General features: G+C 72.2%; 26 protein-coding genes. 13 read left to right on the top strand and 13 right to left on the bottom strand.

What is annotated here, in order from left to right:
- Positions 1-40: 40 nt before the first annotated feature.
- The gene (locus ACIOHP_RS38995; protein WP_401894889.1) at positions 41-1,048 is read left to right on the top strand and encodes a hypothetical protein; all 1,008 of its coding nucleotides are present in this window, start codon (positions 41-43) and stop codon (positions 1,046-1,048) included.
- Positions 1,049-1,069: 21 nt separating this feature from the next.
- Positions 1,070-2,410, top strand: coding sequence for an MFS transporter (locus tag ACIOHP_RS38990; protein ID WP_361547468.1), 1,341 nt, complete (start codon positions 1,070-1,072; stop codon positions 2,408-2,410).
- Here ACIOHP_RS38990 and ACIOHP_RS38985 read toward each other — a convergent pair.
- The 3 genes from ACIOHP_RS38985 to ACIOHP_RS38975 form a co-directional block, all read right to left on the bottom strand.
- Entirely contained in the window at positions 2,372-3,217 is an 846-nt protein-coding gene (locus ACIOHP_RS38985) for a fused MFS/spermidine synthase (RefSeq protein ID WP_361547465.1), read from the bottom strand. The two genes, ACIOHP_RS38990 and ACIOHP_RS38985, sit on opposite strands and share 39 nt — an antisense overlap.
- 120 nt (positions 3,218-3,337) lie before the next feature.
- A complete protein-coding gene (gene tuf, locus ACIOHP_RS38980; RefSeq protein ID WP_361547462.1) occupies positions 3,338-4,507 on the bottom strand; it encodes an elongation factor Tu in 1,170 nt (389 codons plus the stop codon).
- A gap of 254 nt (positions 4,508-4,761) precedes the next feature.
- Positions 4,762-5,484 carry a DNA alkylation repair protein gene (locus ACIOHP_RS38975; protein WP_401894888.1) on the bottom strand — a complete coding sequence of 241 codons (723 nt, stop codon included), beginning with the start codon at positions 5,482-5,484 and terminating at the stop codon, positions 4,762-4,764.
- Positions 5,485-5,533: 49 nt separating this feature from the next.
- Between ACIOHP_RS38975 and ACIOHP_RS38970 the strand changes: the two genes are divergently transcribed.
- Positions 5,534-6,301 (top strand): VTT domain-containing protein, encoded by a 768-nt coding sequence (locus ACIOHP_RS38970; RefSeq protein WP_361547456.1) that lies wholly within the window; start codon positions 5,534-5,536, stop codon positions 6,299-6,301.
- A 16-nt stretch (positions 6,302-6,317) separates the two neighbouring features.
- Here ACIOHP_RS38970 and ACIOHP_RS38965 read toward each other — a convergent pair whose 3' ends face one another.
- A complete protein-coding gene (locus ACIOHP_RS38965) occupies positions 6,318-7,487 on the bottom strand; it encodes a thiolase family protein (protein ID WP_361547453.1) in 1,170 nt (389 codons plus the stop codon).
- A gap of 132 nt (positions 7,488-7,619) precedes the next feature.
- On the opposite strand from ACIOHP_RS38965, the gene ACIOHP_RS38960 reads away from it, so the two are divergent.
- Positions 7,620-8,090, top strand: a complete 471-nt coding sequence (locus ACIOHP_RS38960; RefSeq protein ID WP_401894885.1) for a winged helix-turn-helix transcriptional regulator — start codon at positions 7,620-7,622, stop codon at positions 8,088-8,090.
- Between the two features lie 17 nt (positions 8,091-8,107).
- Here ACIOHP_RS38960 and ACIOHP_RS38955 read toward each other — a convergent pair whose 3' ends face one another.
- From ACIOHP_RS38955 to ACIOHP_RS38940, 4 genes are read right to left on the bottom strand one after another with little or no spacing between them, the layout of a single operon-like run.
- A complete protein-coding gene (locus ACIOHP_RS38955; protein WP_401894882.1) occupies positions 8,108-8,896 on the bottom strand; it encodes an alpha/beta fold hydrolase in 789 nt (262 codons plus the stop codon).
- A gap of 50 nt (positions 8,897-8,946) precedes the next feature.
- Entirely contained in the window at positions 8,947-9,654 is a 708-nt protein-coding gene (locus tag ACIOHP_RS38950; protein WP_401894880.1) for a cupin domain-containing protein, read from the bottom strand.
- Positions 9,648-10,574 (bottom strand): PmoA family protein, encoded by a 927-nt coding sequence (locus ACIOHP_RS38945; RefSeq protein ID WP_401894877.1) that lies wholly within the window; start codon positions 10,572-10,574, stop codon positions 9,648-9,650. Before ACIOHP_RS38945 ends, ACIOHP_RS38950 begins: the two co-directional genes overlap by 7 nt.
- Positions 10,571-11,716, bottom strand: coding sequence for a Gfo/Idh/MocA family protein (locus ACIOHP_RS38940; protein WP_401894875.1), 1,146 nt, complete (start codon positions 11,714-11,716; stop codon positions 10,571-10,573). The genes ACIOHP_RS38945 and ACIOHP_RS38940 overlap by 4 nt, the downstream gene beginning before the upstream one ends.
- 271 nt (positions 11,717-11,987) lie before the next feature.
- Here ACIOHP_RS38940 and ACIOHP_RS38935 point away from each other — a divergent pair, with 271 nt between their 5' ends.
- On the top strand, positions 11,988-12,863 hold the full coding sequence (locus ACIOHP_RS38935) for an undecaprenyl-diphosphate phosphatase (protein WP_351684897.1): 876 nt from the start codon (positions 11,988-11,990) through the stop codon (positions 12,861-12,863).
- 114 nt (positions 12,864-12,977) lie between these two features.
- Entirely contained in the window at positions 12,978-13,157 is a 180-nt protein-coding gene (locus ACIOHP_RS38930) for a hypothetical protein (protein ID WP_266832654.1), read from the top strand.
- Positions 13,158-13,172: 15 nt separating this feature from the next.
- Here ACIOHP_RS38930 and ACIOHP_RS38925 read toward each other — a convergent pair whose 3' ends face one another.
- Positions 13,173-13,754 (bottom strand): hypothetical protein, encoded by a 582-nt coding sequence (locus ACIOHP_RS38925; RefSeq protein ID WP_401894872.1) that lies wholly within the window; start codon positions 13,752-13,754, stop codon positions 13,173-13,175.
- Between the two features lie 49 nt (positions 13,755-13,803).
- Between ACIOHP_RS38925 and ACIOHP_RS38920 the strand changes: the two genes are divergently transcribed.
- Complete coding sequence (locus ACIOHP_RS38920) at positions 13,804-14,373, top strand: chloramphenicol phosphotransferase CPT family protein (protein WP_401894871.1); 570 nt, start codon at positions 13,804-13,806, stop codon at positions 14,371-14,373.
- 9 nt (positions 14,374-14,382) lie between these two features.
- Here the strand turns inward: ACIOHP_RS38920 and ACIOHP_RS38915 are convergent, their stop codons facing one another.
- Entirely contained in the window at positions 14,383-15,630 is a 1,248-nt protein-coding gene (locus tag ACIOHP_RS38915; protein ID WP_401894869.1) for a hypothetical protein, read from the bottom strand.
- A gap of 210 nt (positions 15,631-15,840) precedes the next feature.
- On the opposite strand from ACIOHP_RS38915, the gene ACIOHP_RS38910 reads away from it, so the two are divergent.
- The 3 genes from ACIOHP_RS38910 (at position 15,841) to lnt (ending at position 19,218) form a co-directional block, all read left to right on the top strand.
- Entirely contained in the window at positions 15,841-17,019 is a 1,179-nt protein-coding gene (locus tag ACIOHP_RS38910; protein ID WP_401894867.1) for an FAD-dependent monooxygenase, read from the top strand.
- A 76-nt stretch (positions 17,020-17,095) separates the two neighbouring features.
- On the top strand, positions 17,096-17,575 hold the full coding sequence (locus tag ACIOHP_RS38905; RefSeq protein ID WP_401894866.1) for a nuclear transport factor 2 family protein: 480 nt from the start codon (positions 17,096-17,098) through the stop codon (positions 17,573-17,575).
- A gap of 77 nt (positions 17,576-17,652) precedes the next feature.
- Positions 17,653-19,218 (top strand): apolipoprotein N-acyltransferase, encoded by a 1,566-nt coding sequence (gene lnt / locus ACIOHP_RS38900; protein WP_401894864.1) that lies wholly within the window; start codon positions 17,653-17,655, stop codon positions 19,216-19,218.
- Here lnt and ACIOHP_RS38895 read toward each other — a convergent pair.
- Together ACIOHP_RS38895 and ACIOHP_RS38890 are read right to left on the bottom strand one after the other, a co-directional pair.
- A complete protein-coding gene (locus ACIOHP_RS38895) occupies positions 19,142-20,047 on the bottom strand; it encodes a Gfo/Idh/MocA family oxidoreductase (RefSeq protein WP_361547419.1) in 906 nt (301 codons plus the stop codon). The two genes, lnt and ACIOHP_RS38895, sit on opposite strands and share 77 nt — an antisense overlap.
- A 13-nt stretch (positions 20,048-20,060) precedes the next feature.
- Entirely contained in the window at positions 20,061-21,242 is a 1,182-nt protein-coding gene (locus ACIOHP_RS38890; protein ID WP_401894861.1) for an FAD-dependent monooxygenase, read from the bottom strand.
- A 74-nt stretch (positions 21,243-21,316) separates the two neighbouring features.
- On the opposite strand from ACIOHP_RS38890, the gene ACIOHP_RS38885 reads away from it, so the two are divergent.
- The 3 genes from ACIOHP_RS38885 to ACIOHP_RS38875 all read left to right on the top strand — a co-directional run bounded on the left by ACIOHP_RS38885 (position 21,317) and on the right by ACIOHP_RS38875 (position 23,065).
- Entirely contained in the window at positions 21,317-21,913 is a 597-nt protein-coding gene (locus ACIOHP_RS38885) for a TetR/AcrR family transcriptional regulator (RefSeq protein ID WP_401894859.1), read from the top strand.
- A 41-nt stretch (positions 21,914-21,954) separates the two neighbouring features.
- Entirely contained in the window at positions 21,955-22,467 is a 513-nt protein-coding gene (locus tag ACIOHP_RS38880; protein ID WP_401894857.1) for a DinB family protein, read from the top strand.
- A 112-nt stretch (positions 22,468-22,579) separates the two neighbouring features.
- A complete protein-coding gene (locus ACIOHP_RS38875) occupies positions 22,580-23,065 on the top strand; it encodes a hypothetical protein (RefSeq protein ID WP_401894855.1) in 486 nt (161 codons plus the stop codon).
- Positions 23,066-23,705: 640 nt separating this feature from the next.
- Here the strand turns inward: ACIOHP_RS38875 and ACIOHP_RS38870 are convergent.
- The gene (locus ACIOHP_RS38870) at positions 23,706-24,227 is read right to left on the bottom strand and encodes a hypothetical protein (protein WP_361493528.1); all 522 of its coding nucleotides are present in this window, start codon (positions 24,225-24,227) and stop codon (positions 23,706-23,708) included.
- Positions 24,228-24,240: the final 13 nt, after the last annotated feature.

Below are 24,240 nucleotides of genomic sequence, written 5' to 3'. Positions count from 1 at the left end.
GCGGAGCACCGGCCTCCTCGCCCCCCTAGGGTGGTCGGCCATGTGGCCAGAACAGCAGCCGCCCGGGGGCGAGCAGAACCCGTACCAGCAGCCCGGGTACCAGCAGCCCAATCCGTACCAGCAACCCGGCTATCAGCAGCCCACCCCGTACGGGCAGCAGCCCCAGTGGGACATACCCCGGCCACCGCAGCCCGCAGGTCCCGGTGGCGGTGGCGGCGGTGGCGGTGGCGGTGGCGGTGGCAATCGAACGAAGATCACGGCGATCGTGGCCGCCCTGGCCGTCGTCGTGGCCGCCGGTGTGACCGGTTTCCTCGTCCTCGGCGGTGACAAGGACGACACGGCGGACGAGGGCGGCGACCCGACCCCGACCGCCACGACCCCGGCGCCCACCTCGGCGAGCCCGACCACCGGGGACGATCCGCGGGGCGGTGACGGGGCGAAGGCGACCGTCGACGGCTGGAAGGTCGTGGTCAACCCGAAGTGGGGCACCGCCTTCGACGTCCCGGCTGACTGGCAGGTCGAGTCGCCCGGCGTGTTCATCGGCTACGAGGACGAGAAGAAGGGCGACGGCTCGGCCCTCATCGGCATGTCCGCACCGGCCTACGTCCAGGAGAAGTGGTGCACCTCCGACTCCGACAAGGACGGCACCGCCGGCGACAAGGCGCTCGGCACGGCCGGAACCAAGGGACAGAACGGCGCCAAGAACACCGGCGACGTCGCCCGCAACGACTCGGCCTGGTGGGTGTTCGGCGGATACACCGACCAGAAGGACGCCTCCAAGAAGCTCCTGACCATCGGCAAGGCGAAGGCGTACACCACGGCCTCGGGCATCGAGGGCAGCGTCGCCACGACCTACTCGACGGGCGTACCGAAGACGGACAAGTGCGACACGAACGGCAAGGCGACGACGTTCGCGTTCAAGAACTCCGCGGGTGACTTCGTCTCCTGGACGTTCCACGGGGTCAAGGGCACCGCTGACGAGGTGCCGGACGCGACGGTCCAGAAGATCCTCAGCACGGTCCGGCTGTACGGCGAGCCCACGGGCTGACCGGCATGGCGTCGGCCCGTAATGGGTTTGGCAAGCCGGGTACGGACCGGGGATAGTCGGCCGGTGACCTCCGCCGATGCCCCGATACGCCGCCGCAGACCCGACTGGGCCGGCCGCAACTACAGTCTGCTGACCGCCTCGGCGGTCGTCACCGGCCTCGGCAGCCACGGCGCGCTGATCGCCGCCGCGTTCGCCGTCCTGGAGACCGGTGGCGACGGCGGTGACGTGGGACTCGTGGCCGCCGCGCGGACGCTCCCGCTGGTGGTGTTCCTGCTGATCGGCGGCGCGATCGCGGACCGGCTCCCCCGGCACCGGGTGATGGTCGCGGCGAACGCCCTCAACTGTGTGTCGCAGGGCGTCTTCGCGGTGCTCGTCCTCGCCGGGGATCCACAGCTGTGGCAGATGATGCTGCTCACCGCGCTGGGCGGCACCGGCCAGGCGTTCTTCAGCCCGGCCGCCGAGGGCATGCTGATGTCCTCGGTCTCCGGCGAGCAGGCGAGCCGGGCCTTCGCGGTGTTCCGGATGGCGATGCAGGGTGCGACCGTCGGCGGGGCCGCGCTGGGCGGCGCGATGGTCGCCGCGATCGGCCCGGGCTGGGTGCTGGCGGCGGACGCGGCGGCGTTCGCGGCGGCCGGAGCCCTGCGCGCCTTCCTCGACGTGAGCCATATCGCGCCACGCACACCGGGCGACGGCCTGCTCGCCGACCTCCGGGAGGGCTGGCGGGAGTTCAGCGGCCGGCCGTGGCTGTGGGGCATCGTCGTACAGTTCTCGATCGCGAACGCGGTCGTGGCCGCCGCCGACGCGGTCTACGGCCCGCTGGTCGCCCGCGACCATCTGGGCGGGGCCGGCCCCTGGGGCCTGGCCCTGGGCTTCTTCGGCGCGGGCACGGTCGCCGGCGCCCTGCTGATGACCCGCTGGAAGCCACGCCGTCTGCTGCTCTGGGGCACCCTCGGTGTCTTCCCCCTGGCCCTCCCCTCGGCCGCCCTCGCGGTGCCCACGTCGGCCGGGGTCCTGTGCGCGGTGATGTTCCTGACCGGCGTGACGGTGGAGGTCTTCGGGGTGAGCTGGATGACCGCCCTCCATCAGGAAATTCCGGAGGACAAGCTCTCCCGGGTCTCGGCCTACGACTGGTTCGGCTCCGTCGCGATGGTGCCGCTGGCGACCGCGCTGGCCGGTCCGGCGGAGTCGGCGTTCGGCCGCTCCCACGCGCTGTGGGGCTGCGCGGCGCTGGTCGTGGTGGTGACCGCGGCGGTGCTGTGCGTACCGGACGTACGGAACCTCAGGCGGCGGAGCAAGCCGGTGGCGCGGTCCGCCGCGGTCGACTCAGCCGATGCCGAACGCGCCGTCGGGGGGCTCGGGTGACGGCACGGCGTCCTCGTCCCGCACGGGCCGCGCGCCGCCGGTGAAGTCCCGCAGGGCGGCCCCGTGCTCGACACGGGCGGGGAAGGCGTCGGAGGCGGTGAGCCGGGCGAGCGCGGCCGTGTCGAAGGGCTCCCGGGCGGCGACCACCACGGCGTTCCCGAACCGCCGGCCCCGCAGCACCCCCGGCTCGGCGATCAGCGCGAGCTGCGGGAACACCGTGCCCAGGGTCGCCAGTTGGGACCGCAGGAAGGCGAAGGGCGCCGCGTCGGCGAGGTTGGCCAGATAGACGCCCCCGTCGCGCAGCACCCGGTCGGCCTCCCGGACGTACCCGAGGGACGTGAGGTGCGCGGGCACCCGCGAGCCTCCGAAGACATCGGCGACCAGCACGTCCGCGGAGTCGGCCGGAGCGGCCTCCAGCCACGCCCGCGCATCGGCGCCGTGCAGGGCGATCGGAGCCCCGTCGGGCAGCGGCAGATGCTCCACGACCAACCGCAACAGCTCCTGGTCGGCCTCCACGACGTCCTGCCGGGACCCGGGCCGGGTGGCGGCGAGGTAGCGCGGCAGCGTCAGCGCCCCGCCCCCGAGATGCAGCACGTCCAAGGGCCGCCCCGCCTCCGCGACGGTGTCCAGCACATGCCCGAGCCGACGGGCGTACTCGAACTCCAGATGCGTCGGCTCGTCCAGATCGACGTACGACTGGGGCGCCCCGTCGACGGTGAGCAGCCAGGCCCGGGCACGGTCGACGTCGGGCATGAGCTTGGCGAACCCGTGATCGACGGCACGGGCGACGGGGATGGGCTCGGTCACTCGGTCATTGTGCCGGTGACCCTGCTGTCCCGCGTCGGCGGGGACGCGCCCCGAAGGGGTGCGGGGAACTGCGCGACCGTTCACGACGGCCCCGCAGTCCCCCACCCACCTCAGCCACGCTCACTCGACGGCTGTCACGGTCCCCGCGCCGACGGTCCGGCCGCCCTCACGGATGGCGAATCCGAGCCCGGGCTCCAGCGGCACCTCACGGCCCAGCTCAACGGTCATCCCGACCGTCTCCCCCGGCCGCGCGACAGCCACCTCACCCAGGTCGACGTCCCCGACCACATCCGCGGTACGGATGTAGAACTGCGGGCGGTACCCCGTCGACACCGGCGTCGTACGGCCTCCCTCACGCGAGGACAGCACATACACCTGCGCCGAGAACCGCCGTCGCGGCTCCACGCTGCCCGGCGCGGCCACCACATGCCCACGCCGTACGGCGTCCCGGGGAACGCCCCGCAGCAGCAGCGCCACGTTGTCCCCGGCCTGCGCCTCGTCCATGGGCTTGCCGAAGGTCTCGAGCCCGGTGACGACGGTCTCGACCTCCGCCCCGAGCACGTCGACCCGGTCGCCCACCCGGACCGTGCCCCGCTCCACCGCACCGGTGACGACCGTCCCGCGGCCGGTGATGGTGAGCACGTTCTCCACCGGCAACAGGAACGGCGCGTCCAAGTACCGCTCCGGCATGGGCACATACGTGTCCACCGCGTCGAGCAGCGCGTCGATGGACGCGGTCCACCGAGGGTCGCCCTCGAGCGCCTTGAGCCCGGAGACCCGTACGACAGGCACCGCGTCGCCGCCGTACCCGTGCGTGGTGAGCAGGTCGCGGACCTCCAGCTCGACGAGTTCCACGAGCTCGTCGTCCGCCGCGTCCGCCTTGTTCAGGGCGACGACCACGTGGTCCACGCCCACCTGCCGGGCGAGCAACACGTGCTCGGCGGTCTGCGGCATGATCCCGTCGAGCGCGGACACGACGAGGATCGCCCCGTCGAGCTGCGCGGCGCCGGTGACCATGTTCTTGACGTAGTCGGCGTGGCCCGGCATGTCCACGTGCGCGTAGTGCCGGGTGTCGGTCTCGTACTCGACGTGCGCGATGTTGATGGTGATGCCGCGCGCGGCTTCCTCCGGGGCCCGGTCGATGCGGTCGAACGGGACGAAAGTGCCGGCGCCGCGGTCGGCGAGGACCTTGGTGATGGCGGCGGTCAGGGTGGTCTTGCCGTGGTCGACGTGACCCATGGTGCCGATGTTGAGATGCGGTTTGGTGCGCACGTATGCCGTCTTGGGCATGGCGATTCCTCGAAGCCTCTTCGTTGGTGACGGGGACCCCGGGGAACTGGCCGACCCTCCCCCTGCGGGGTCCGCCGGACAATCCGGAGAGGGTCAGCTTCGGGCGCCGTCGACAGCGGCCAGGAAGATTTCAACGGCAGCCTTCGGTGCATCCGCGACTGCGGATGCTGCGAAGAGGAAGGCGTGCCGGAACATGAGGCCGATCATTGCCGACGCCCCGCCCGGAGTCGAATGGTTTTTCGAGCTACGGGATGTCAGGCGCCGATGTTCTTGAGCGCTTCCCGTACCGACAGCGGCGCGAAGCGGCCCTTCTCCCGGGCCAGGAAGGCCCGTACGGCCTCCGGGTCGGTCTTGGCGTACTCGCGCAGCGCCCAGCCGATCGCCTTGCGGATGAAGAAGTCGGGGTGCCCGGACTGGCGCAGGCAGTAGGTGAACAGGCGGTCGGCGTCGGTGTGTTCTTTGTAACGCAGTTGGTGGAGCAGGGCGGTGCGGGCGATCCACAGGTCGTCGTCCACGATCCAGGCGTCCATGTCGGCCGTGAGCTTCGGGTCGGCGGTCACCATCGCGCCGACGACATGTGCGGCGAGCAGGTCGACGGTGTCCCACCAGGGGACCGTGGAGACGAGATGCCGGGCCACCGGCAGGAAGCCGGACGGGAGCACGCGCGCGTGGCGGCGCAGATAGTCGACGGCGAAGTACTGGTACTCGCGCTCGGGCAGCTCCCAGCAGCGCAGGGCGATCGCGGTGCAGTCGGCCTCGTCGGGGCGGGGCGTGCCCTCCAGGACGGTGCGGGACAGGGAGCGGCGCACGGGTGTGGTGAGGCCGAGGAAGGGGGCGACGTCCTTCATGTACGCGCGCATCGGCTCGGCCCGCTCGGGGTCGGCCGCGGCGCCGTAGACGGCGGTGAGCCGCTCCAGCACGGTGTCCGCGAGAGTGCTGTGCGGAAGTGAGGGAGATCCCACACCTGTGACGCTCATGAGACGAACCATACGGCGATCACACACATGGGTCGGTTAGTGTCACCGGATGCTCGATGCCACCACCCGCTCTGGGGGCACAGCCACGGCCCCTCCCCCGGCGGCCGCCACGGAGCTCGCCCTTGCCGCACCCGTCACCGTCGGTCTCGCCGCGCGCTGCTCGAGAGTGCTGCTCTCGCCCTGGTCGCGGCTCTCCCTGCTCGTCGCGCTCCTCGTGGCGGCCGGGTCGACCGTGCTGCTCCTGGAGCCACAGCGGCTGCTGGCCGACGGCTGGCCACCGGAGCTCGGCGGGGCCGCGGCCGCCCTGGTGTACGCGGTGGCGTACGGGCTGTGCGCGGTGGCGTTCGTGCCGCGCCCGCTGCTGAACCTGGCCGCAGGCGCGCTCTTCGGCTCGCAGCTGGGTATCGGCGCCGCACTGGCGGGCACGGTGCTCGGCGCCGGCATCGCCTTCACGCTGGGCCGGGTGCTGGGCCAGGGCGCCCTCCGCCCGCTGCTGCGCGGTCGCCTGCTGCAGGGCGCCGACGGCCAGCTCAGCCGCCACGGTTTCCGCTCGATGCTGGCGATCCGGCTGTTCCCCGGCGTCCCGTTCGCCGCCGCCAACTACTGCGCCGCGGTCTCGCGCATGGGCTACGTGCCGTTCCTGCTGGCGACGGCGCTCGGCTCGATCCCGAACACCGCCGCGTACGTCGTGGCAGGGGCCCGTGCGTCGACACCGACGTCCCCGGCGTTCCTGATCGCGATGGCGGCGATCGCGGTCCCGGCACTGGTGGGAGCGGTGGTGGCCTGGCGCAAGCGCCATCATCTGCGGGGCCGCTGAGAACGCGGGGCGCCGCTCACACCCCTTCGAGCACCATGGCGTTGGCGAGTCCACCCGCCTCGCACATGGTCTGCAACGCATACCGGGCCCCGCGCTCCCGCATGGCATGCACCAGCGTCGTCGTCAGTCGCGTCCCGCTCGCCCCCAGCGGATGCCCGATCGCGATGGCACCGCCGTGCACATTGACCTTGTCGAGGTCCGCCCCGGTCTCCTGCTGCCACGCCAGCACCACGCTGGAGAACGCCTCGTTGACCTCGAACAGGTCGATGTCGTCCAGGGTCAGTGAAGCCCTCCGCAACACCTTCTCCGTGGCCGGAATGACACCGGTGAGCATGAGCATCGGGTCGGATCCGGTGACGGCGAAACTGTGCAGCCGGGCCAGCGGCCGCAGGCCGAGCCGGGCCGCGGTCTCGCTCGACGTGATCAGGACGGCCGACGCGCCGTCGTTGATCGGGCTCGCGTTGCCCGCGGTGACGTTCCACTCGATCTGCGGGAAGCGCTCGGCGAAGGCCGGATCGTAGTAGGCGGGCTTGAGCCCGGCGAGGATCTCGGCCGTGCTGGACGGCCGTACGCACTCGTCGCGCGCCACACCCTCCAGCGGCGCGACCTCCGCGTCGAACAGCCCCTTCTCCCAGGCCTCGGCGGCCTTGAGGTGGGACGACACCGCGAACGCGTCCATCTGCTCGCGCGCGATCGACCACTTCGCCGAGATGAGTTCGGCGCTGATGCCCTGCGGGACGAGTCCCTCCGGGTAGCGCTCGGCGACGCCGGGGCCGAAGGGGTCCTTGCCGGGCGGCACGTTGGACCACATCGGCACCCGGCTCATCGACTCGACGCCACAGGCGACGACGAGGTCGTACGCGCCGGAGATGACGCCCTGGGCCGCGAAGTGCACGGCCTGCTGGGAGGAGCCGCACTGGCGGTCCACGGTGGTCGCGGGGACCGTCTCCGGGAAGCCCGCCGACAGGAGGGCGTAGCGGGTGGTGTTCATGGCCTGCTCGCCGACCTGGTCGACGGTGCCGCCGATGACGTCGTCGATGAGGGCCGGGTCGACGCCGGAGCGCTCGACGAGGGTGCGCAGGGTGTGGGCGAGGAGTTCGACGGGGTGGACGTGGGCGAGGGCACCGTTCGGCTTGCCCTTGCCTATCGGAGTGCGTACGGCTTCGACGATCACTGCGTCACGCATGGACGGCCTCCAGTACGAGAGAACCGGGCGCCGAGAACCAGGCGCTACCGGTCAGTAGGAAATCCAAACTCACCATAGCCCTGTGGGTTGGAAATTCAAACCCTCGCCGGAAACTCCCCTAGAATCGGCACCATGGCCGCCACCAAGGACCCGCGCCCCTGCTCCATCGCCGACACCCTGGCGCTCGTCGGCGAGAAGTACTCCCTGCTCGTCCTGCGCGAGGTCTGCCTCGGCAACGGTCGCTTCGACCAGCTGGTGCGCAACATCGGCGCCCCGCGCGACGTCCTCGCCACGCGTCTGCGCCGGCTCGTCGACGCCGGGATCCTCACCAAGAGGGCCTACAGCGAGCGGCCGCAGCGCTTCGAGTACCGGCCCACCCCGGCGGGACTCGAACTGGAGCCGGTCCTGGTCACCCTCATGGCCTGGGGCGACCGCCACCTCCGCGAGGACGGCGACCGTCCCATGGTGGTCGAGCATGTCTGCGGCAACGAACTGGCACCGGTCGTCACCTGCGCGGCATGCGGCGAGCAGGTCCGTCACGAGGACCTCACGGCCCATCCGCAGACACCCGGCTGGACGGTCGCGGGGCCTTCGGTGGCGTAAGGGTGTGTGCGGGCCGGTCAGCTGTGCGCGCGGCAGAACGCGCGAACCTCCCGGTTGAAGTCCTGCGGGCGCTCCAGGTTGCTGACATGCCCGGCGCCGGGCAGCACCACCAACTCGGCGCCCGGGATCGCCGCACGGAACGCGTGGGCGACGCTCAACGGTGAACGCGCGTCCAGTTCGCCCCAGAGCAGCAGCGTCGGCACCGTGATCCCGGGCAGCAGGTCGTTCTGATCGGTCCCGGCCATCATCGAGAGCTGCGCCCCGAGCGTCTCCGGGCGGGCGTCCCGCGCCATGGCGTCGAGCAGCGGCACGAACTCGGCGGGCGGGTCACCGGCGAACAGACCCGGCAGCGTCGGATCGAACTGCTCGCGGGGCACGGCGAGCATCCGCTCCACCCCCTCGACGCGGGCCGCCACCTCTTCCGGGGGCAGGGAGCCCTTCCAGCCGGCGTAGGTGTCGGCCAGGAGCAGCGTCCTGACGAGTGACGGATGGCGGCGGTACAGCTCCAGCGCGACCGTCCCGCCCCAGGAGAGGCCGGCGACGTGGACCGGGCCGAGCCGCAGCTCCTCGATCAGCGCGGCGAGACAGTCGGCGTAGTCCGCGAGGCCGAACCCGGGAGGGATGCCCGAGGACCGTCCGGACCCCGGTTCGTCCCAGGCCACGACCGTGAACTCGTCGGCCAGTCCGGAGAGTTGCGGCTGCCACGCGCGCGCGTAGACGGCCGCGCCGTGCACGAGGACCAGTGGTGGCCCCTGTCCGACGCGCTCGTAGGCGATTTCGAGGCCGCCCACCTGCACCGTGGCCATGACTCCAGGCTAGGCGCCCGCGCCCTCCGTGTCGCGACGGAACAGCCGGGTCAGTCGCCTTTGTAGACGTCCAGCCGCCCGCACATCCCGAACCTGCCGTGCTCCGAGGGCTGTTCGGACCGTACGACGGCGTCGGCGAGGTGGGAGAGGTCGCCCTGTTCGAGGCGGTCGAGCTGCTCCCCCGTCGCCGCGGCGGCGGCCGCCGCACCGTCGCGCCAGCGCTCCCGCCACTCGGCCAGTCGCGGCCGTACGAGGGCGGCGGCCGCGCGATGGAAGTCGGCCAGGCCCTCGGGGGCCTCCCGCAGTACCCGGTAGCCCTCCAGAGCGAGGTCGCGGCGGGCCCGTGCGGCGCGTTCCCGTTCCGCCTCGGGCGCGTCCGCGGGGACGGCCGTCGCGGCGGCGTACGTCCGCGGGTCGGCCAGGTACTCCGGCGGCAGCGTGAGCACCGCGTCCCCCGCCTCCGGCAGCCCGCTGTTCTGCATCAGGACGGTGATGCGCAGATCGTCCTCGTTGACCAGCCGGTGGACGGTGCCCGGCGTGAACCGGGCGACCGTGCCGGGCACGAGGGGCGTGTCCTCGTACCCGGACGTCGTGAGGGTCTGCACCGAACCCCGGCCGCCGGTGACGACGTACGCCTCCGAACAGGTCAGATGCATATGGGGGGTTCCGCCGGAGACGCCGTCGGCGGCGGGCCAGTCGTACACGCACAGATGCGAGACGGCGATCCCGCCGGGCAGTCCCTCGAAGGCGGTCACCACGGGTGTGCCTCCAGGTACTTGGCGATCTCCTCCCGCTCCCAGGCGCCATCGGCGACGACGACGCGGTAGCGGCGGGTGAGGGTGTCGCCGGGGGCGAGTTCGAGTTCGTCGTAGAAGGCCCAGGAGGGGGCCACGCCGGCCCACGGCTCGTTGCGGACGAACCAGTGGGCCGGGTGGGCGCCTTCGGCGCCGAGGTGGTCGTTCTCCGGGGCGTGCTCGAAGACGAGGGTGGCGTGGCCGTCGGTGCCGTCGTGCTCGCCGGACAGGGCCAGCCAGGGGGCCTGCGCACCGAGCAGACCGGGGCCCTCGGCGTCCGGCGCGATGATGCGGCCGTCGCGAAATGCGCGCGGGCCGCGCCAGAACAGGCCGGTGTACCCGGCGAGTTCGCGTCCGGCGGTGGTAGGGCTGCCGAAGACCAGCGGCTCGTCACGCCGGTTGGTGACGGCGCTCGTCCAGGTCAGCGCCCACGATCCGGACCGCTGGTCCACGTCGTGGATCTCGATCCGGCGCTGCTCCTCGGCCCACAGCTCGCCGCTGTACGGGTGCCAGGTCAGCCGTTCGGCGATGACGACCCGGTCGTCGTCGGCGCTGACCTCGTCGAAGCCGACGTGTGCCATCGACCCGACGCGCTCGGGGAGTTCGAGGTAGCCCTCGCCGTGCACGTACGAGTTGCCGCCCCACAGGTTGGCGCCCGACAGGTGCGAGGCGGTCAGGGACAGGCCCTTGTGCCAGCGGTGGTCGTTGGGGCGGTAGTCGGTGACGACGTCGCCGGCCAGGGTCCGCAGCGGGTGGATGTACGGCTTGGGGGCCTCCCAGGCCGCCTCCGGCCGGTAGACGTAGGAGAGCAGCTCCACGCCGGTGGCCGGGTCGGTCACGGTGACGCGGTCGCCGTGCGCGTGGACGATGCGCAGCCCGGTCATACGGGCACCTCCTCGCTGACGACGGGGGCCCAGCCGGGCGCGTTCCCGTGCATGGCCGTGTAGAACGGGTCGCCCGGGCCGATCTCGCCCGCCCGCACCGTGACGTCCGTGAACGCCGACTTGTACAGCGCGGCGATCAGTTCCAGGCTGCCACGTCCGTCGGCACCGCTGCTGCGCGGCCGCTCCCCGGCGCGCATGCTGGCGACCAGCTCGCGCAGCTGCTCCGTGTGCGAACTGGGCACGTCCGCGCCGAAGTCCCGCCAGGCGGCGGCCTGCTCGTCCGGCACGCCGGGCGCCGGGGTGACGGCCCAGTTCTCGTTGCTGTGACCGTACAGATGGGTGAGCTCGACGGTCGCGCGCTCGCAGTCGATGCGGATGCGACTGACCTCGTCGGGGCTCAGGACGCTGTTGACGACCGTGGCCAGCGCGCCGTTCTCGAAGCGGACCAAGGCGGTCGAGACGTCCTCGGTCTCCACGTCGTGGACCAGCCGCCCGGCCATGGCGCGCACCTCGCTCCACGGGCCGAGCAGGTCGAGGAGGAGATCCATCTGATGGATGCCGTGGCCCATCGCCGGGCCGCCGCCCTCGGTCTCCCAGCGGCCGCGCCAGGGCACGGCGTAGTACGCGGTGTCGCGGTACCAGGTGGTCTGGCAGTGCGCGACGAGCGGGCGGCCCAGGTCCTGCCCGTCGAGCAGCCGGCGCACATGCCGGGTGCCGGAGCCGAAGCGGTGCTGGAAGACGATCGAGGCGTACGGGCCGGCTTCCTTGCCCTCCTCCGCCTCCACGGCGTCGAAGTCGGCGAGGGTCGGCACCGGCGGCTTCTCGCACCACACCCAGGCCCCGGCGCGCAGCGCGGCGACCGTCTGGTCGCGGTGCAGGGTCGGCGGCGTGCAGATGGTGACGAGGTCGGGGCGCTGCTCGCGCAGCATGCGGTCCAGGTCGGTGTAGCCGTGCGGGACACCGCCCACCGCGCAGAACGCCTCGACGGCCTTGGCATCGATGTCAACCGCCGCGACCACCTCGACCTCGCCCTGCTCGGCGAGTGCGCCGAGCGCGGTCAGGTGGGAGCCCCGGGCGATGGCGCCGGTACCGATGACGGCTGCCCGGATGCGGCGCCCGTCGTAGGGAGTGGTGGGTGACATGGACGCGATCAGCACTCCTCGAACGAACGGCGGACAGCGCCGACACCTGCCATCGGAGCAGCAAGCGCTTTCTCTCCGCAGCAACCTAAGCGGCGGCACCCTGGCCGGTCAACAGCCCGTACCCCCTGCTCACCGGCGCCCGGCCCGCACCCCGTGCCAGGCCTGTCATCCGAGGCCGCTAGGCTGCCCTCCACACCTGTGATCACCGCGCCCGGACGGCTCGGTGTGCCCGTTACTCCTCCCCCGATCAGCGCTTGGACTCCCTACCTTCATGTCTTGGTTTGAATCCTTCATCCTCGGACTCGTCCAGGGGCTGACCGAGTTCCTCCCCGTCTCCTCCAGCGCGCACCTGCGGCTGACCGCGGCCTTCGCGAAGTGGGACGACCCCGGCGCGGCCTTCACCGCCATCACGCAGATCGGCACCGAGGCGGCCGTACTGATCTACTTCCGCAAGGACATCGGGCGGATCATCTCGGCGTGGACCCGATCCCTGTTCAACAAGGAGATGCGGAGCAACCACGACGCCCAGATGGGCTGGCTGGTCATCGTCGGCTCGATCCCCATCGGGGTGCTCGGCGTGACGCTCAAGGACCAGATCGAGGGGCCCTTCCGCGATCTGCGGATCACGGCGACCATGCTGATCGTGGTGGGCATCATCATCGGCATCGCCGACCGGATGGCGGCCCGCGACGAGAGCGGCGGCAAGCACCGCGCGGCCAAGCAGCGCAAGGGCCTGGAGGACCTGGGCGTACGGGACGGCCTGATCTTCGGCCTCTGCCAGGCCTGCGCCCTCATCCCGGGTGTCTCCCGCTCCGGTGCCACCATCAGCGGTGGCCTCTTCATGGGCTACAAGCGCGAGTCCGCGGCCCGCTACTCCTTCCTCCTCGCCATCCCCGCGGTCCTCGCGTCCGGTCTGTTCGAGACCAAGGACGCGATGGAGGGCGGTCACGTGGACTGGCCCCAGACGATCTTCGCGACGATCATCGCGTTCATCGTCGGATACGTGGTCATCGCGTGGTTCATGAAGTTCATCTCGACCAAGAGCTTCATGCCGTTCGTCTGGTACCGCATCGCGCTCGGCATCGTGATCATCCTGCTGGTGACGTTCGGCGGGCTGAGCCCGCACGCGGCGGAGTCGGCCGGCTGACGCCCACGACAGCGGAGTCAACACGTTCACACAGCGAACACCGTGACCCATCACATACGTTGTGTGTAGCCGTTCGGTAGCGGAGTGTCAGTTCCTGCCCTTAGGCTTGTCCGCATGCCCCCCTATTCCGTGGCCTCTGGTTCCGCGCGGTCTGCTGCCGAAGTGAACGAGCAGATCCGTGCGCTGTGGATGCGGGCAGGCGGATCGCTGTCGGCCCAGGAGCGCAAGGAATACGAGTTGCTGGTGGTCGAGTGGGCGGCCGCGATCCGGGGGACCGTCATCAAGGCGGCCTGAACCAAGGCCCGTGGCTCAGTCGTTGGCCGGGCCGTAGCGCAGGACACCGTCGCGGGGCACCAGATACCCCACGCCCCGCTTCTCGGGCAGCTCACCGGCCAGTGACGCCGCGTCGACGGAGCCGGAGACCTCCCATCCGACGACGGCACAGCTGAACGGCGCGCTGCGGAACGCCTCCGTGGCGATGGCGGCCAGCCAGTCGTCGATCAGGGCGGAGCGGTAGAAGGACCGACCGTCCCAGTAGGGGACTCCGACAGCGTCCAGCGCGCTGTCCGGCACATAGAAGTCCAGCCAGTCACTGCTGTCGTCACCGCCACGCACCGCCATGACCCCGCACGCGACAAGGTCCCCCGAAGGCAGCCGCACCCGGCCGTGAAGATGCCCGAACTCCTCCAGCGAGGCGACCGTGCAGGGCACGACCTCCTGCTCCTCCGGCTCCCGGTCCCCGTGCCCGTAGCACCCCTGCACGCCCGCCGCGGCCCAGACCGCGCTCAGGACGGCCTGAAGCCCGATGTCGTCCGTCGAACCGACCTCGATGCCCAACTCGTAGAAGCCGCCGGACCGGAACTGGTGGCGGAAGGAAGCGGCGTGGGTCATCGGACGATGATCCCTCACCCGCCGCCGAAGCGCCTCCTAAGATCCACCCATGGAGCATCTCGACAGCGTCCCCCCGCGCCAGGGTCTCGTCATCTTCCTGAACGGCACTTCCAGTTCGGGCAAGTCGAGCATCGCGACCGAACTGCTGTCGATCCTCGACGAACCCTGGTTCCACATGCCCGTGGACGCCTTCCACGCGATGCGGTCGAGCGTCCCCGTGCCGCCGGACCAGGTGGGCGCCCTGCTGCACCGCACCTGGCAGGGCTTCCACCGCGCGGTCGCGGGGATGGCGGCCGCGGGGAACAACGTCGTCGTCGACCATGTGCTGAGCGCCCCGTGGCGGCTCCACGACTGCCTCTCGTTGTTCGCACCCCGGGACGTGGTGTTCGTCGGCGTGCACTGCCCGCCCCTGGAGCTCGCGCGCCGGGAGAGTGAGCGGGGCGACCGGCCGCCCGGGCTCGCGGCCGGCCAACTGGCACAGGTGCACTCCCACGGGATCTACGACGTCGAGTGCGACACCGACAGCGCCACCGCGAGGGAATGCGCCCTGCGCATCAAGGAGTTCCTGCCGGACCGCCCGACACCGACGGCGTTCGAGCGGCTGCGCGCTCTGCTCTGATCTGCCGGATCACCGGTCCAGCAGGGCGCAGGCCTCGCGGAAGTCGTCGTAGGCCTCGCCGTACTGCTTGGCCGCGACCAGGAACATGGAACGGTCCGTCAAGGCCCGGCCCAGCTCCTCCCGTTCGGCGAGACGGCGGGCGAGGGCCACCCTCTCGTCGAATACGGGGCGAAGCGGCTTCAGGATGCGGTGGCTGCGGCGCTCCCGGTACACGGCGGTGCGGACGGTCAGTCTGCGGTGCAGGCCGACCAGTTCGGGCAGAGAGGAGGACGGATCCTGGCGCAGCGCCTCGACCTGGTCGGCGAGCGGCCCCAGTCCGTCGAAGTACGCCTTCCTGACATCGGGCGACCACTGGAGAAGTGCCGCACCGAACGCGGGCCCCGGCGCGTCCGCGGACGGTGTGGGCTCCGCCGGCCGGCCCGACAGGGCCAAGAGGGTGCTCCACCACGACAGGATGTTGCTCCAGCTCTTGGGTTCCCCTGTGAGGTCCAGCTCGGCCAGGTGCGCGAGGGCCTCCTGCCGCGTCGCGCCGGCCTCGCCGTGGCGCCCCGCGGCGTCCAGCATCCCGGCCAGGTGGACCAGTTGCCAGATCTGCATCGCCAACGCCTTGTCCTGCGCGGCGACTTCCGCCCTGGTGACCTCCACCAGTTCCGCGAAGGCGTCCAGCGCCCCCTCGTGCCGTCCGGCGGCGTCCAGTGCGGCCGTCCACTCGACCTGCGACCAGAAGGAGTTGTCTCCGGGAGTCAACGGACGCTCCGCGTCCACCACCCTGCCGCAGATCTCCGCCGCCTCCCCGTGTCGCCCTTCCTCGGCCAGCACGACCGCCAGCGGCCAGTGCCCGTAGGCGGGGTGCTGCACCTGACCGTGCTCGAAGCCCCACCGTCCGGCCTCGGCCATCTCCTCGCAGACGGCCAGCCCCTCCGCCCGGCGCCCGACCTCGTACAGGCCGAACCTGTAGGCGTCCAGGGCCCGGACCAGCAACTCGGTCCGGTTCGGGTCGCTCTCGTCGACACGCCTTGCCGTGGCCGCCGCCTCCGCGCGCCAGGCCAGTTTCGCCTCCGGCAGGTCCCGGATCTCCGGCTCGTACGAGGCCGACAGCAGCGCCTGGGCCAGTTTCGGCATATAGGTCAACGGACTCACCACCGCCAGCACCCGGTACGCCTCGACCTGCCGGGCCACGCTCGGCCGTCCCGACTCGAGCAGCATCGTCCGCGCCCTGAGCACCGCATCCTGATCGACCTTCTCCGCGTGATCCATGACGGCGATTCTGGAGGCCGGACAGGGGCCCAACAAGGCTGCTGAGCAGTGCCGTTCGTCCTACGAAAACGGCCTCCGACCTGTCATGATGGAGACGTCTTCACCCCTTGGGGGGCAGAGGGCCGACGCACCGCGGGCCCTCGGCCGCGGTCGCACCGAAGCCCGAAATCCCTCGTACGGCACCGGAGTTCCCTTCGCTACCGTCGTGCCATGCGAGCCATCGTCATAGGCGCGGGCATCGGCGGGCTGGCCGCGACGCTGAGTCTGCGCCGCGCCAGGCACGAGGTCACGCTGGTCGAGCAGTTGCCGCGGTTCACCGAGGCCGGCGCCGGAATCCAGCTCGCGCCCAACGCGACGCGGGTGCTGCGCCGCCTGGGCCGGCTCGACGCGGTCGCCGCGCAGGCCGCCCCGCCCGGCCCACTGAGCTTCCGCACCTGGTCCGACGGGACGGAGATCTGCCACTACGCGCTCGGCCGCGAGGTCGACGACGCGTTCGGGGCGCCCTATCTGCAACTGCACCGGGCCGATCTGCAGCAGGCCCTGGCCGCCGCCGTGCCGCCCGAGTCGGTGCGGCTCGGCACCCGGGTCGTGGGGATCGGCCAGGACGACAGGTCCGCCCAGGTGACGACGGCCGGCGGCGAACGGCTGACGGCGGACCTCGTCGTGGCCGCGGACGGCATCCGCTCCGCGGCCCGCCAGTGGCTCTTCGGCGCGGACGAGGCGGTGTTCTCCCGGACCGCCGCGTACCGGGCGCTCCTCCCGGCCGGGCAGGTCGCCGATCTGGACCTGCCGGACACCGGGATCTGGCTCGGCCCCGGCCGGCACTTCGTCCACTACCGGGTGCGCCGTGGCGAACTCCTCAACGTCGTGGCCGTGTTCGGCGCAAAGGCGGCACAGGAGTCGTGGACCGCCCTCGCGGAGCCCGGAGAGCCGCTGCACGCCTTCGAGGGGTGGGATCCCCGGATCGTCCGGGTCCTCGAACGCGCGGGGCGGATGTACCGCTGGGGCATCCACACCCGCTCCACGCTCCCCCGCTGGAACTCCGGACGGGTCGCCCTGCTGGGCGACAGCGCCCACGCGATGGTGCCGTTCCAGGCCCAGGGTGCGGCCCAGGCGATCCTCGACGCGGCCGTGCTCGGCGACTGCCTCACGGACACGGACCCCGCCGACGCACCCGCCGCGCTCGACCGGTACGTACGCCGCCGGCTGGCCACCGCCACGCGGATGCAGGCCCGCTCCGCGCACGCGGGCGACGAGTTCCACCTCCCGGACGGGCCGGAGGCCGGGACACGGAACGCCCGGATGGCGGCGCACGCGGCCGAACACGAGTTCCTGCCGGTGGCGGCCGCGTGGGCGGCCGACGACCTCGACGAGCAGGCGACGCCATGAGCCGCCACCCGGCCCGCCACCCGAATGTCACCGCACGCCTCTTGGCCCCGCCCGCCCCGTGCCCAACACTGAGCCGATGACGCAGCGTGTGGAGCTCGCCACCGTGATGGACCGGCTGGCCGTCGACGAACTGATCACCGAGTACGCGGTGGCCGTGGACGACGGCGACTGGGAGGGGTACCGAAAGCTGTTCGCCTCGGACGGACGCGCGGACTACCGCTCGGCCGGCGGTGTCGAGGGAGACGCCGGACAGGTCGCCACCTGGCTCGCGGAGAGCCTGCGGGTGTTCTCGATGCGGCAGCATCTGATCGTCAACCGGCGTATCGCCTTCGGCCAGTGGGAGCACGACACGGGCGACACGGCCCGCGTCCAGGCCGACTACGTCAATCCGATGCGCATCGACCGGGACGGCGACGGAGCCGGTGCGGCCCCGGACTTCATCTGCGGCGGCCGCTACGCCTTCGGGCTGCTGCGCACGCACGACGGCTGGCGGCTCCGCGAGGTCGTCGTACAGGAGAAGTGGCGGCGCCTCCCGGCCCCCGCCCCCCGTCCATGATCAACTGAGCCGACGCCCTCTGTCCTGGGACGTCCGCATCACGCACACTGGAGGGCGCACGGGGTAGGAGTCGCTGCATGAAGACGCTCGACCACTGGCTCACCTCACCCTGGCGGCGTTCCACCGTCGTCGCGCTCGCCGGCGCCCTGCCCGTGCTCGCCTTCCCCGCCCCGTCCCTGTGGTGGTTCGCCTACGTCGCCGTGGTCCCCTGGATCGTCCTGGTCCGCTCCGCCCCGACCGGGAAGAGGGCGGCGTACGACGGCTGGTTCGGCGGGCTCGGCTTCATGCTGGCCATGCACCACTGGCTGCTGCCGAGCCTGCATGTGTTCACGTTCGTCATCGCGGCCCTCCTCGGCGCACTGTGGGCGCCCTGGGGATGGCTGGTCCGCCGCTTCCTCGCCGGGACGCCCTCGCGCGGCCGGATCTGCGGCGCCCTTCTCGTGCTGCCCTCGGGCTGGCTGCTGGTGGAGCTCGTCCGTTCCTGGCAGGGCCTCGGCGGGCCGTGGGGGATGCTCGGCGCCAGTCAGTGGGAGGTAACGCCGGCGCTGCGGCTGGCATCGGTGGGCGGGGTGTGGCTGATCAGCTTCCTGGTGGTGGCCGTGAACGTCGCCGTCGCCGTGCTGATCACCGTCCGGCAGTCCCGGGTTCCCGCACTGGCCGGTCTCGTGGCCACCGCCGCCGCCACCTCGGCGGCCTGGATGTGGTCGCCGCGCCCGGACGCCGACGGCGGCGTACGGATCGCCGTCGTGCAGCCGGGTGTCATCGAGGGCGTCGACAAGCGCTTCGCCCGCGAGGAACAGCTCACCCGTCAACTGGCCCGGCAGGACGTCGACCTGGTCGTGTGGGGCGAGAGCAGTGTCGGCTTCGACCTCGTCGACCGGCCCGACCTCGCCCGCAGGCTCGCCGCGCTCTCGAGCGAGACCGGCGCCGACATCCTCGTCAACGTGGACGCCCGGCGCTCCGACAAGCCCGGCATCTACAAGAGTTCGGTGCTCGTCGGCCCCGGCGGCCTCACCGGCGACCGCTACGACAAGATGCGGCTCGTGCCCTTCGGCGAGTACATCCCCTTCCGCTCACTGCTCGGCTGGGCGACCTCGGTGGGCAAGGCGGCGGGCGAGAACCGCAGGCAGGGCACCGAGCAGGTCGTGATGGACGTCGGCCACGGGCTGCGGATCGGTCCGATGGTCTGCTTCGAGTCCGCGTTCCCCGACATGAGCCGGCATCTCGCCGAGGACGGTGCCGAGGTGCTGATCGCCCAGTCGTCGACGTCGTCCTTCCAGCACAGCTGGGCTCCCGAGCAGCACGCCTCGCTCGCCGCCCTGCGCGCCGCCGAGACGGGCCGCCCGATGGTGCACGCGACCCTGACCGGCGTCTCGGCCGTCTACGGCCCGGAGGGACAGCGGGTCGGCTCATGGCTCGGCACGAGCGCGAGCGCGACGACGGTCTACGAGGTACCGCTGGCCACGGGGGTCACGCCGTACGTCCGCTTCGGCGACTGGGTGCCCCGCGCGGCGCTGCTCATCGTCGCCGTCTGGTGCGTGGGGCAGGGAGTCCGGGTCCTGCGGCTCAGGCGGCCCGCTCCTGGACCGCGCGTACCACCCGCTCGCACAGCTCATGGGTCGCCAGCGCGTCCCGGGCGCTGACCACCTTCCCCGCGCGCACGGCGTCGAGGAAGGCCATCACGACCTGTTCGATGCCGCGCTGGCGGGCGACCGGAACCCAGTCCCCGCGCCGTCGCACGGTCGGCTGCCCCTTGTGGTCGATGACCTCGGCGAGGTTGACCACCTGACGCTTGGTGTCCTGTCCGGACACCTCCAGGATCTCCTCGGCCGAGCCGCTGAGCCGGTTCATCACACCGAGCGCGGTGAAGCCGTCGCCGGACAGCTGGAGCACGAGGTGATGCAGCAGCCCGTCCTGGACCCGGGCGCGGACGGTGACGTCGTCGACCGGGCCCGGAGCCAGGAAGCGCAGGGTGTCGACGACATGGATGAAGTCGTCGAGGATCATCGACCGCGGCTCCTCCGGCAGCCCGATCCGGTTCTTCTGCATGAGGATCAGCTCACGGGGATGGTCGGCGCACTGTGCGTACCCGGGCGCGAAGCGCCGGTTGAAGCCGACCGCGAGGGACACCTCCCGCTCCTCCGCGAGGGCCACCAGCCGCTCCGAGTCGGCGAGTTCGTACGCCAGCGGCTTGTCGACGTACGTCGGTACGCCCGCCTCCAGCAGCCGCGTCACGATCTCGGGGTGCACGACGGTGGGCGCGTGCACGAAGGCCGCGTCGAGCCCGGCGGCGAGTAGTGAGTCCAGGTCCCGATGGCGCTGGGCCTCGGGCAGACGGAGGCCGTCGGCGACCCGGGCCAGCGTGGCCGGGGTGCGGGTCTGCAGATGGAGTTCGGCGCCGGGCAGAGTGCCGAGCACCGGCAGATAGGCCTTCCGGGCGATGTCACCGAGTCCGATGCAGCCGACCTTCACTACTGGGTTCTCCCTACCGTTCGCCCGCGCCTGACACGACCGAAGCATACGGCGGCTGCGGCGGCCGCCAGTCGGCGATGCCGTCGAATCCGCGCAGGAAGAGGGCCGGGCCGGCGAGGGAGAGTGCGGCGATCGCGGAGTCGCGTACGGCCATGAGGGCGCGGTTCGGCGTCATGTTGAGGCGTCCGATCCTGACGGCCTGGCGGGCTATCGCGGTCGTACGGGGAAGGCGTGCCGCCGAGTACGCGGCCAGGTCGTCGGCATGGTGTGCCAGCACGATCGCGTCCTCGATCGCCTGGTTGCCGCCCTGTCCGAGGGTCGGGGGCATGGCGTGCGCGGCGTCGCCGAGGAGGGCGACCCGGCCGCGGTGGAAGGCGGGCAGGGGTTCGGCGATGTGGTGGACGTCGTGGCGCAGCACGTCCTCGGGGCGGGCGGCGGCGAGCACCGCGGGGACGGGGTCGTGCCAGTCGCCGTAGCGGCGGACGAGTTCGGCCCTCTCGTCCGGGGCCCGCTCCCCCGCGGGCGCCAGGGCGGCGGCGTACGCGTAGACCCGGCCGTCCTTGAGCGGGTGGGTCCCCCAGATGCGGCCGCGGCCCCAGGTCTCGTGGGAGGCGAACTCCGTACCGGGCACGGGGATCACCACGCGCCAGGTGGTGAATCCGGAATAGACGGCGCCGGGGTGGTCTGGGAACAGAGTGGCGCGCTCGGCGGAGCGGACGCCGTCGGCGGCGACGACGAGGTCGGCCTCCAGCTCGCCGTCGGGCGTCCGCACGCGGGCCGGGCGGCGGGCGTCGCCGGGGTCGGCGAGGGTGCTCTCGGCCGCCGTGCGGATGGCGTCCGGGGGGAGCAGTGCGGCGAGGCTGTTGATGAGGGTGGCCCGGTGCAGCAGCACGAGCGGGCCGCCGAAGCGCTCGGCCGCGGCGGCGGCGCTGGAGCGGGAGAGCCAGCGCCCGCCGGGGGTGCGCAGGCCGCCGTCACCCGTCCAGGCGGCGAGGTCGCGGATCTCGTCTCCGATGCCGATGACGTCGAGGGCGCGCAGGGAGTTGGGCGACAGGGAGATGGCGGCGCCGACCGGTTCCAGGGAGCGGGCCCGCTCCAGGACGGTGACCTGCCGGCCGCTCAGGTGCAGGGCGGCGGCCGCGGCCAGGCCGCCTATGCCGCCGCCGATGACGATCACGCGCCGGATCTGTGTCATGACCACTCCTCACTACAGGTGTAGTTCCGCACCAACCGTACTACAGCTGTAGTGCGCCGGGTAGATTGAGCTCCATGCCCGTACGCACCGACCCGGCCCCGGCCTCCCGCATCGACCTCGTCGCCGACACCGCGCTCGCCCTGCTCGCCGAGCGCGGAATGCGCGGGCTGACCCACCGGGCCGTCGACGAGGCGGCCGCGCTGCCCCAGGGCTCCACGTCGAATCTCGCCCGCACCCGGCAGGCGCTGCTGGAGCTGGCGGTGCGCCGGCTGGCCGACCGCGAGGCGAAGGTGCTGGCGCTCGACGAGATGCCGGACCCGCGGGCCGGTCTCCCCGCACTGGTGGAGGCGCTGGCTCTGGCGACGCACCGCGCCCTCACCCGCCACCGCGAACTGACCCTCGCCCGCTACGAACTGGCCCTGGAGGCCACCCGACGCCCCGAGCTGCGGGCCTACTTCGACGCCACCGGCGCCCGCTTCCGGGACCAGCTCGCCGTCCTCGTCACGGCCATGGGCTCCACGGAGCCGGACCGGCATGTGCTGTCCCTGGTGGCCTGGGCGGACGGGCTGATGTTCTCCTGCGTGGCCGGGTCGTTCAGTACGCGGGTGCCGGGGCCGGAGGAGGTGCGGGCGGGGCTGCGGGAACTGCTCGACGGGATGCTCGGCACCTGAAATACGTGGCCGGGCCTGGTGGATTGGGACACGATGCGGGCATGACGACACAGCGAAGTGAACCCGCGACCGACGCCGACGAGCGGACCATGCTGGAGGGCTGGCTCGACTACCACCGGCAGACCCTGGCCTGGAAGTGCGAGGGCCTGACCGACGCCCAGCTGAGGACCGCCGCCGTGGAGCCCTCCGAACTGTCCCTGATGGGGCTGGTGCGGCATCTGGCGGAGTGCGAGCGGGGCTGGTTCCGCAAGGTGTTGGCCGACGACGATCAGGGGCCGCTCTACTACAGCGACGAGGACCCGGACGGCGAGTTCCATCTCACCGAGGCGGACACCTGGGAGCAGGCCCACGCCACCTGGCAGGCCGAGATCGAGGTCGCCCGGCGCAACGCGGCCGGCTTCGGGCTGGACGACATGTCCGCGGGCAAGCACCGGCGCACCGGCGAGCGCTTCAGCCTGCGGTGGATCTACACCCACATGATCGAGGAGTACGCCCGCCACAACGGCCACGCCGACCTGATCCGCGAGCGCCTCGACGGCGCGACCGGCGACTGACGTCACCCTCGCGGAGAGCACGCCCTCCGTACGGGGCCGGAGATCACCCGTGCGGGGCAACCTCCGCTCCTCCGCTGTCCCAAACCCGGCGCGACCCAGCAGAGTTGCGCGGGTGCATCGAACGACGACGACCGCAACGCTCCTGGTCACCGTGGCTGTCTCGGCCCTCTCCGGCTGTGTGACCGTCCAGCACCCATCCGTCGCCCCTGGTCCGCCGGTGGCACCGTCCCAGCCGGCGGCGCCCCGGCCCGACGGCCGGGCGGAACCGCAGGTCGTGCAGGCACCGGCCCAGGAGGCCCTGCAACTGATCGAGTCGTCCCGCAGGTCGAGACGGAGCGCGCCCCTGCCGAAGGACGCACCCCCCTCTCCCGCCACCGCGCCGGCACCCGAACGACAGGCGCCGCGCTCACATCCGCACGCCCGGCCGGCCCATCCCCAGCCCGCACATCCCGAGGCCCCCCGGCCGCGGGTCGAGATCCCCGACGTCGCCGCCCAGGTCCCGAAGAACCCGGACATCTGCAAGCTCGGCAAGCAGTACGGCGGGTGGCGCAAGGACAGCCCGGAGGCGGTGCTCTGCGACCGGACGTACGGGCGTTAGCCGGGGCGGCACGGCAGGCGTCAGCCGGCCTGACCGGCGGACGGTCGCCGGACGTGCGCGGGGGCGTAGCCAAGCATGAACGCCGGACGGTCGCCGGACGAGCACGGCGGGCACCTGCCGAGCCACGCGACGGTGCCGGCCGAGGCACTGTGGGTGCCGGCCGAGGCGCCGCAAGGTGCCGACCAAGCGCCCCAGGTTTCCGGCCGAGGCGCCGCGGGTGCCGGGCCAAGCGCCGCGAGGTACCGGGCGAGGCGTCCCAGGATTCCGGCCGAGGCGCCACGAGATACCGACCCAACCGCCGCAGGGATCCGGCCGAGGCGCCACGAGGTGCCGGGCCAAACCCCGCAAGTTGGCGGCCGAGGCGGCGCGGGTGCCGCGCCAAGCGCCGCAGGATTCCGACCGAGGCGCCACGAGATACCGAGCCAACCGCCGCAGGGATCCGGCCGAGGCGCCACGAGGTGCCGGGCCAAACCCCGCAAGTTGGCGGCCGAGGCGGCGCGGGTGCCGCGCCAAACGCCGCGAGGTACCGGGCGAGGCGCCACTGGGTGCCGGCCCAAGCGCCGCGAGGTACCAGGCCAAGCGCCGGTGCCGGCCGATCGGATTGGCACCCCACCGGCCCGCGCCGCCCGGCCCCCCCGCCTCAGGGCCGCTGTCGCGGCGGCCCCCACCCTCCCGTGCCGGAGGAGCCGCCTTCCCCGAGCCGGAGTTCCAGTCTGCTGATCGCCGCCCGTACCCCGTCCCCGTAGCTGTCATCGGCGAGTGATTCCGCCGCCCCTCGCGCCCGGCGCAGATGCGTGCGGGCGGCGTCGGAGCGGTCGAGCTTCACATAGTCGGCCGCGAGGTTCAGATGCAGCGAGGGGTACAGCGCCCTGACCGCGAGTGCGCTCTCGTGCTCGGCGAGACGGTCGTCCGTGAGTTCCTCGGCGGCCGTCAACGCTCTCAGGTCCCACGCGAGTTCGTCCGAGGGGTCGTCGTGGGTGTCGGCCATGTAGTGGGCGAGGGTGCAGCGGTGCAGCGGATCGCCGTCCTCGCCGATCTCCGCCCACAGGTCCAGGAAGCGGTGCCGGGCCTCCTCGCGGTCGCCCGCGTGATGCAGCATGACGACCTGCCCGATCCGCGTCATCACGGCATCGGGCGCCGTCTGCTCCTGTCGCTCCGCCACCGCGTCCTCCGGG

This window comes from Streptomyces sp. NPDC087859 (genome assembly GCF_044742595.1).
In the GTDB taxonomy this organism is placed as follows: domain Bacteria; phylum Actinomycetota; class Actinomycetes; order Streptomycetales; family Streptomycetaceae; genus Streptomyces; species Streptomyces canus_F.
This window is presented reverse-complemented; position numbering and strand designations above follow the sequence as displayed.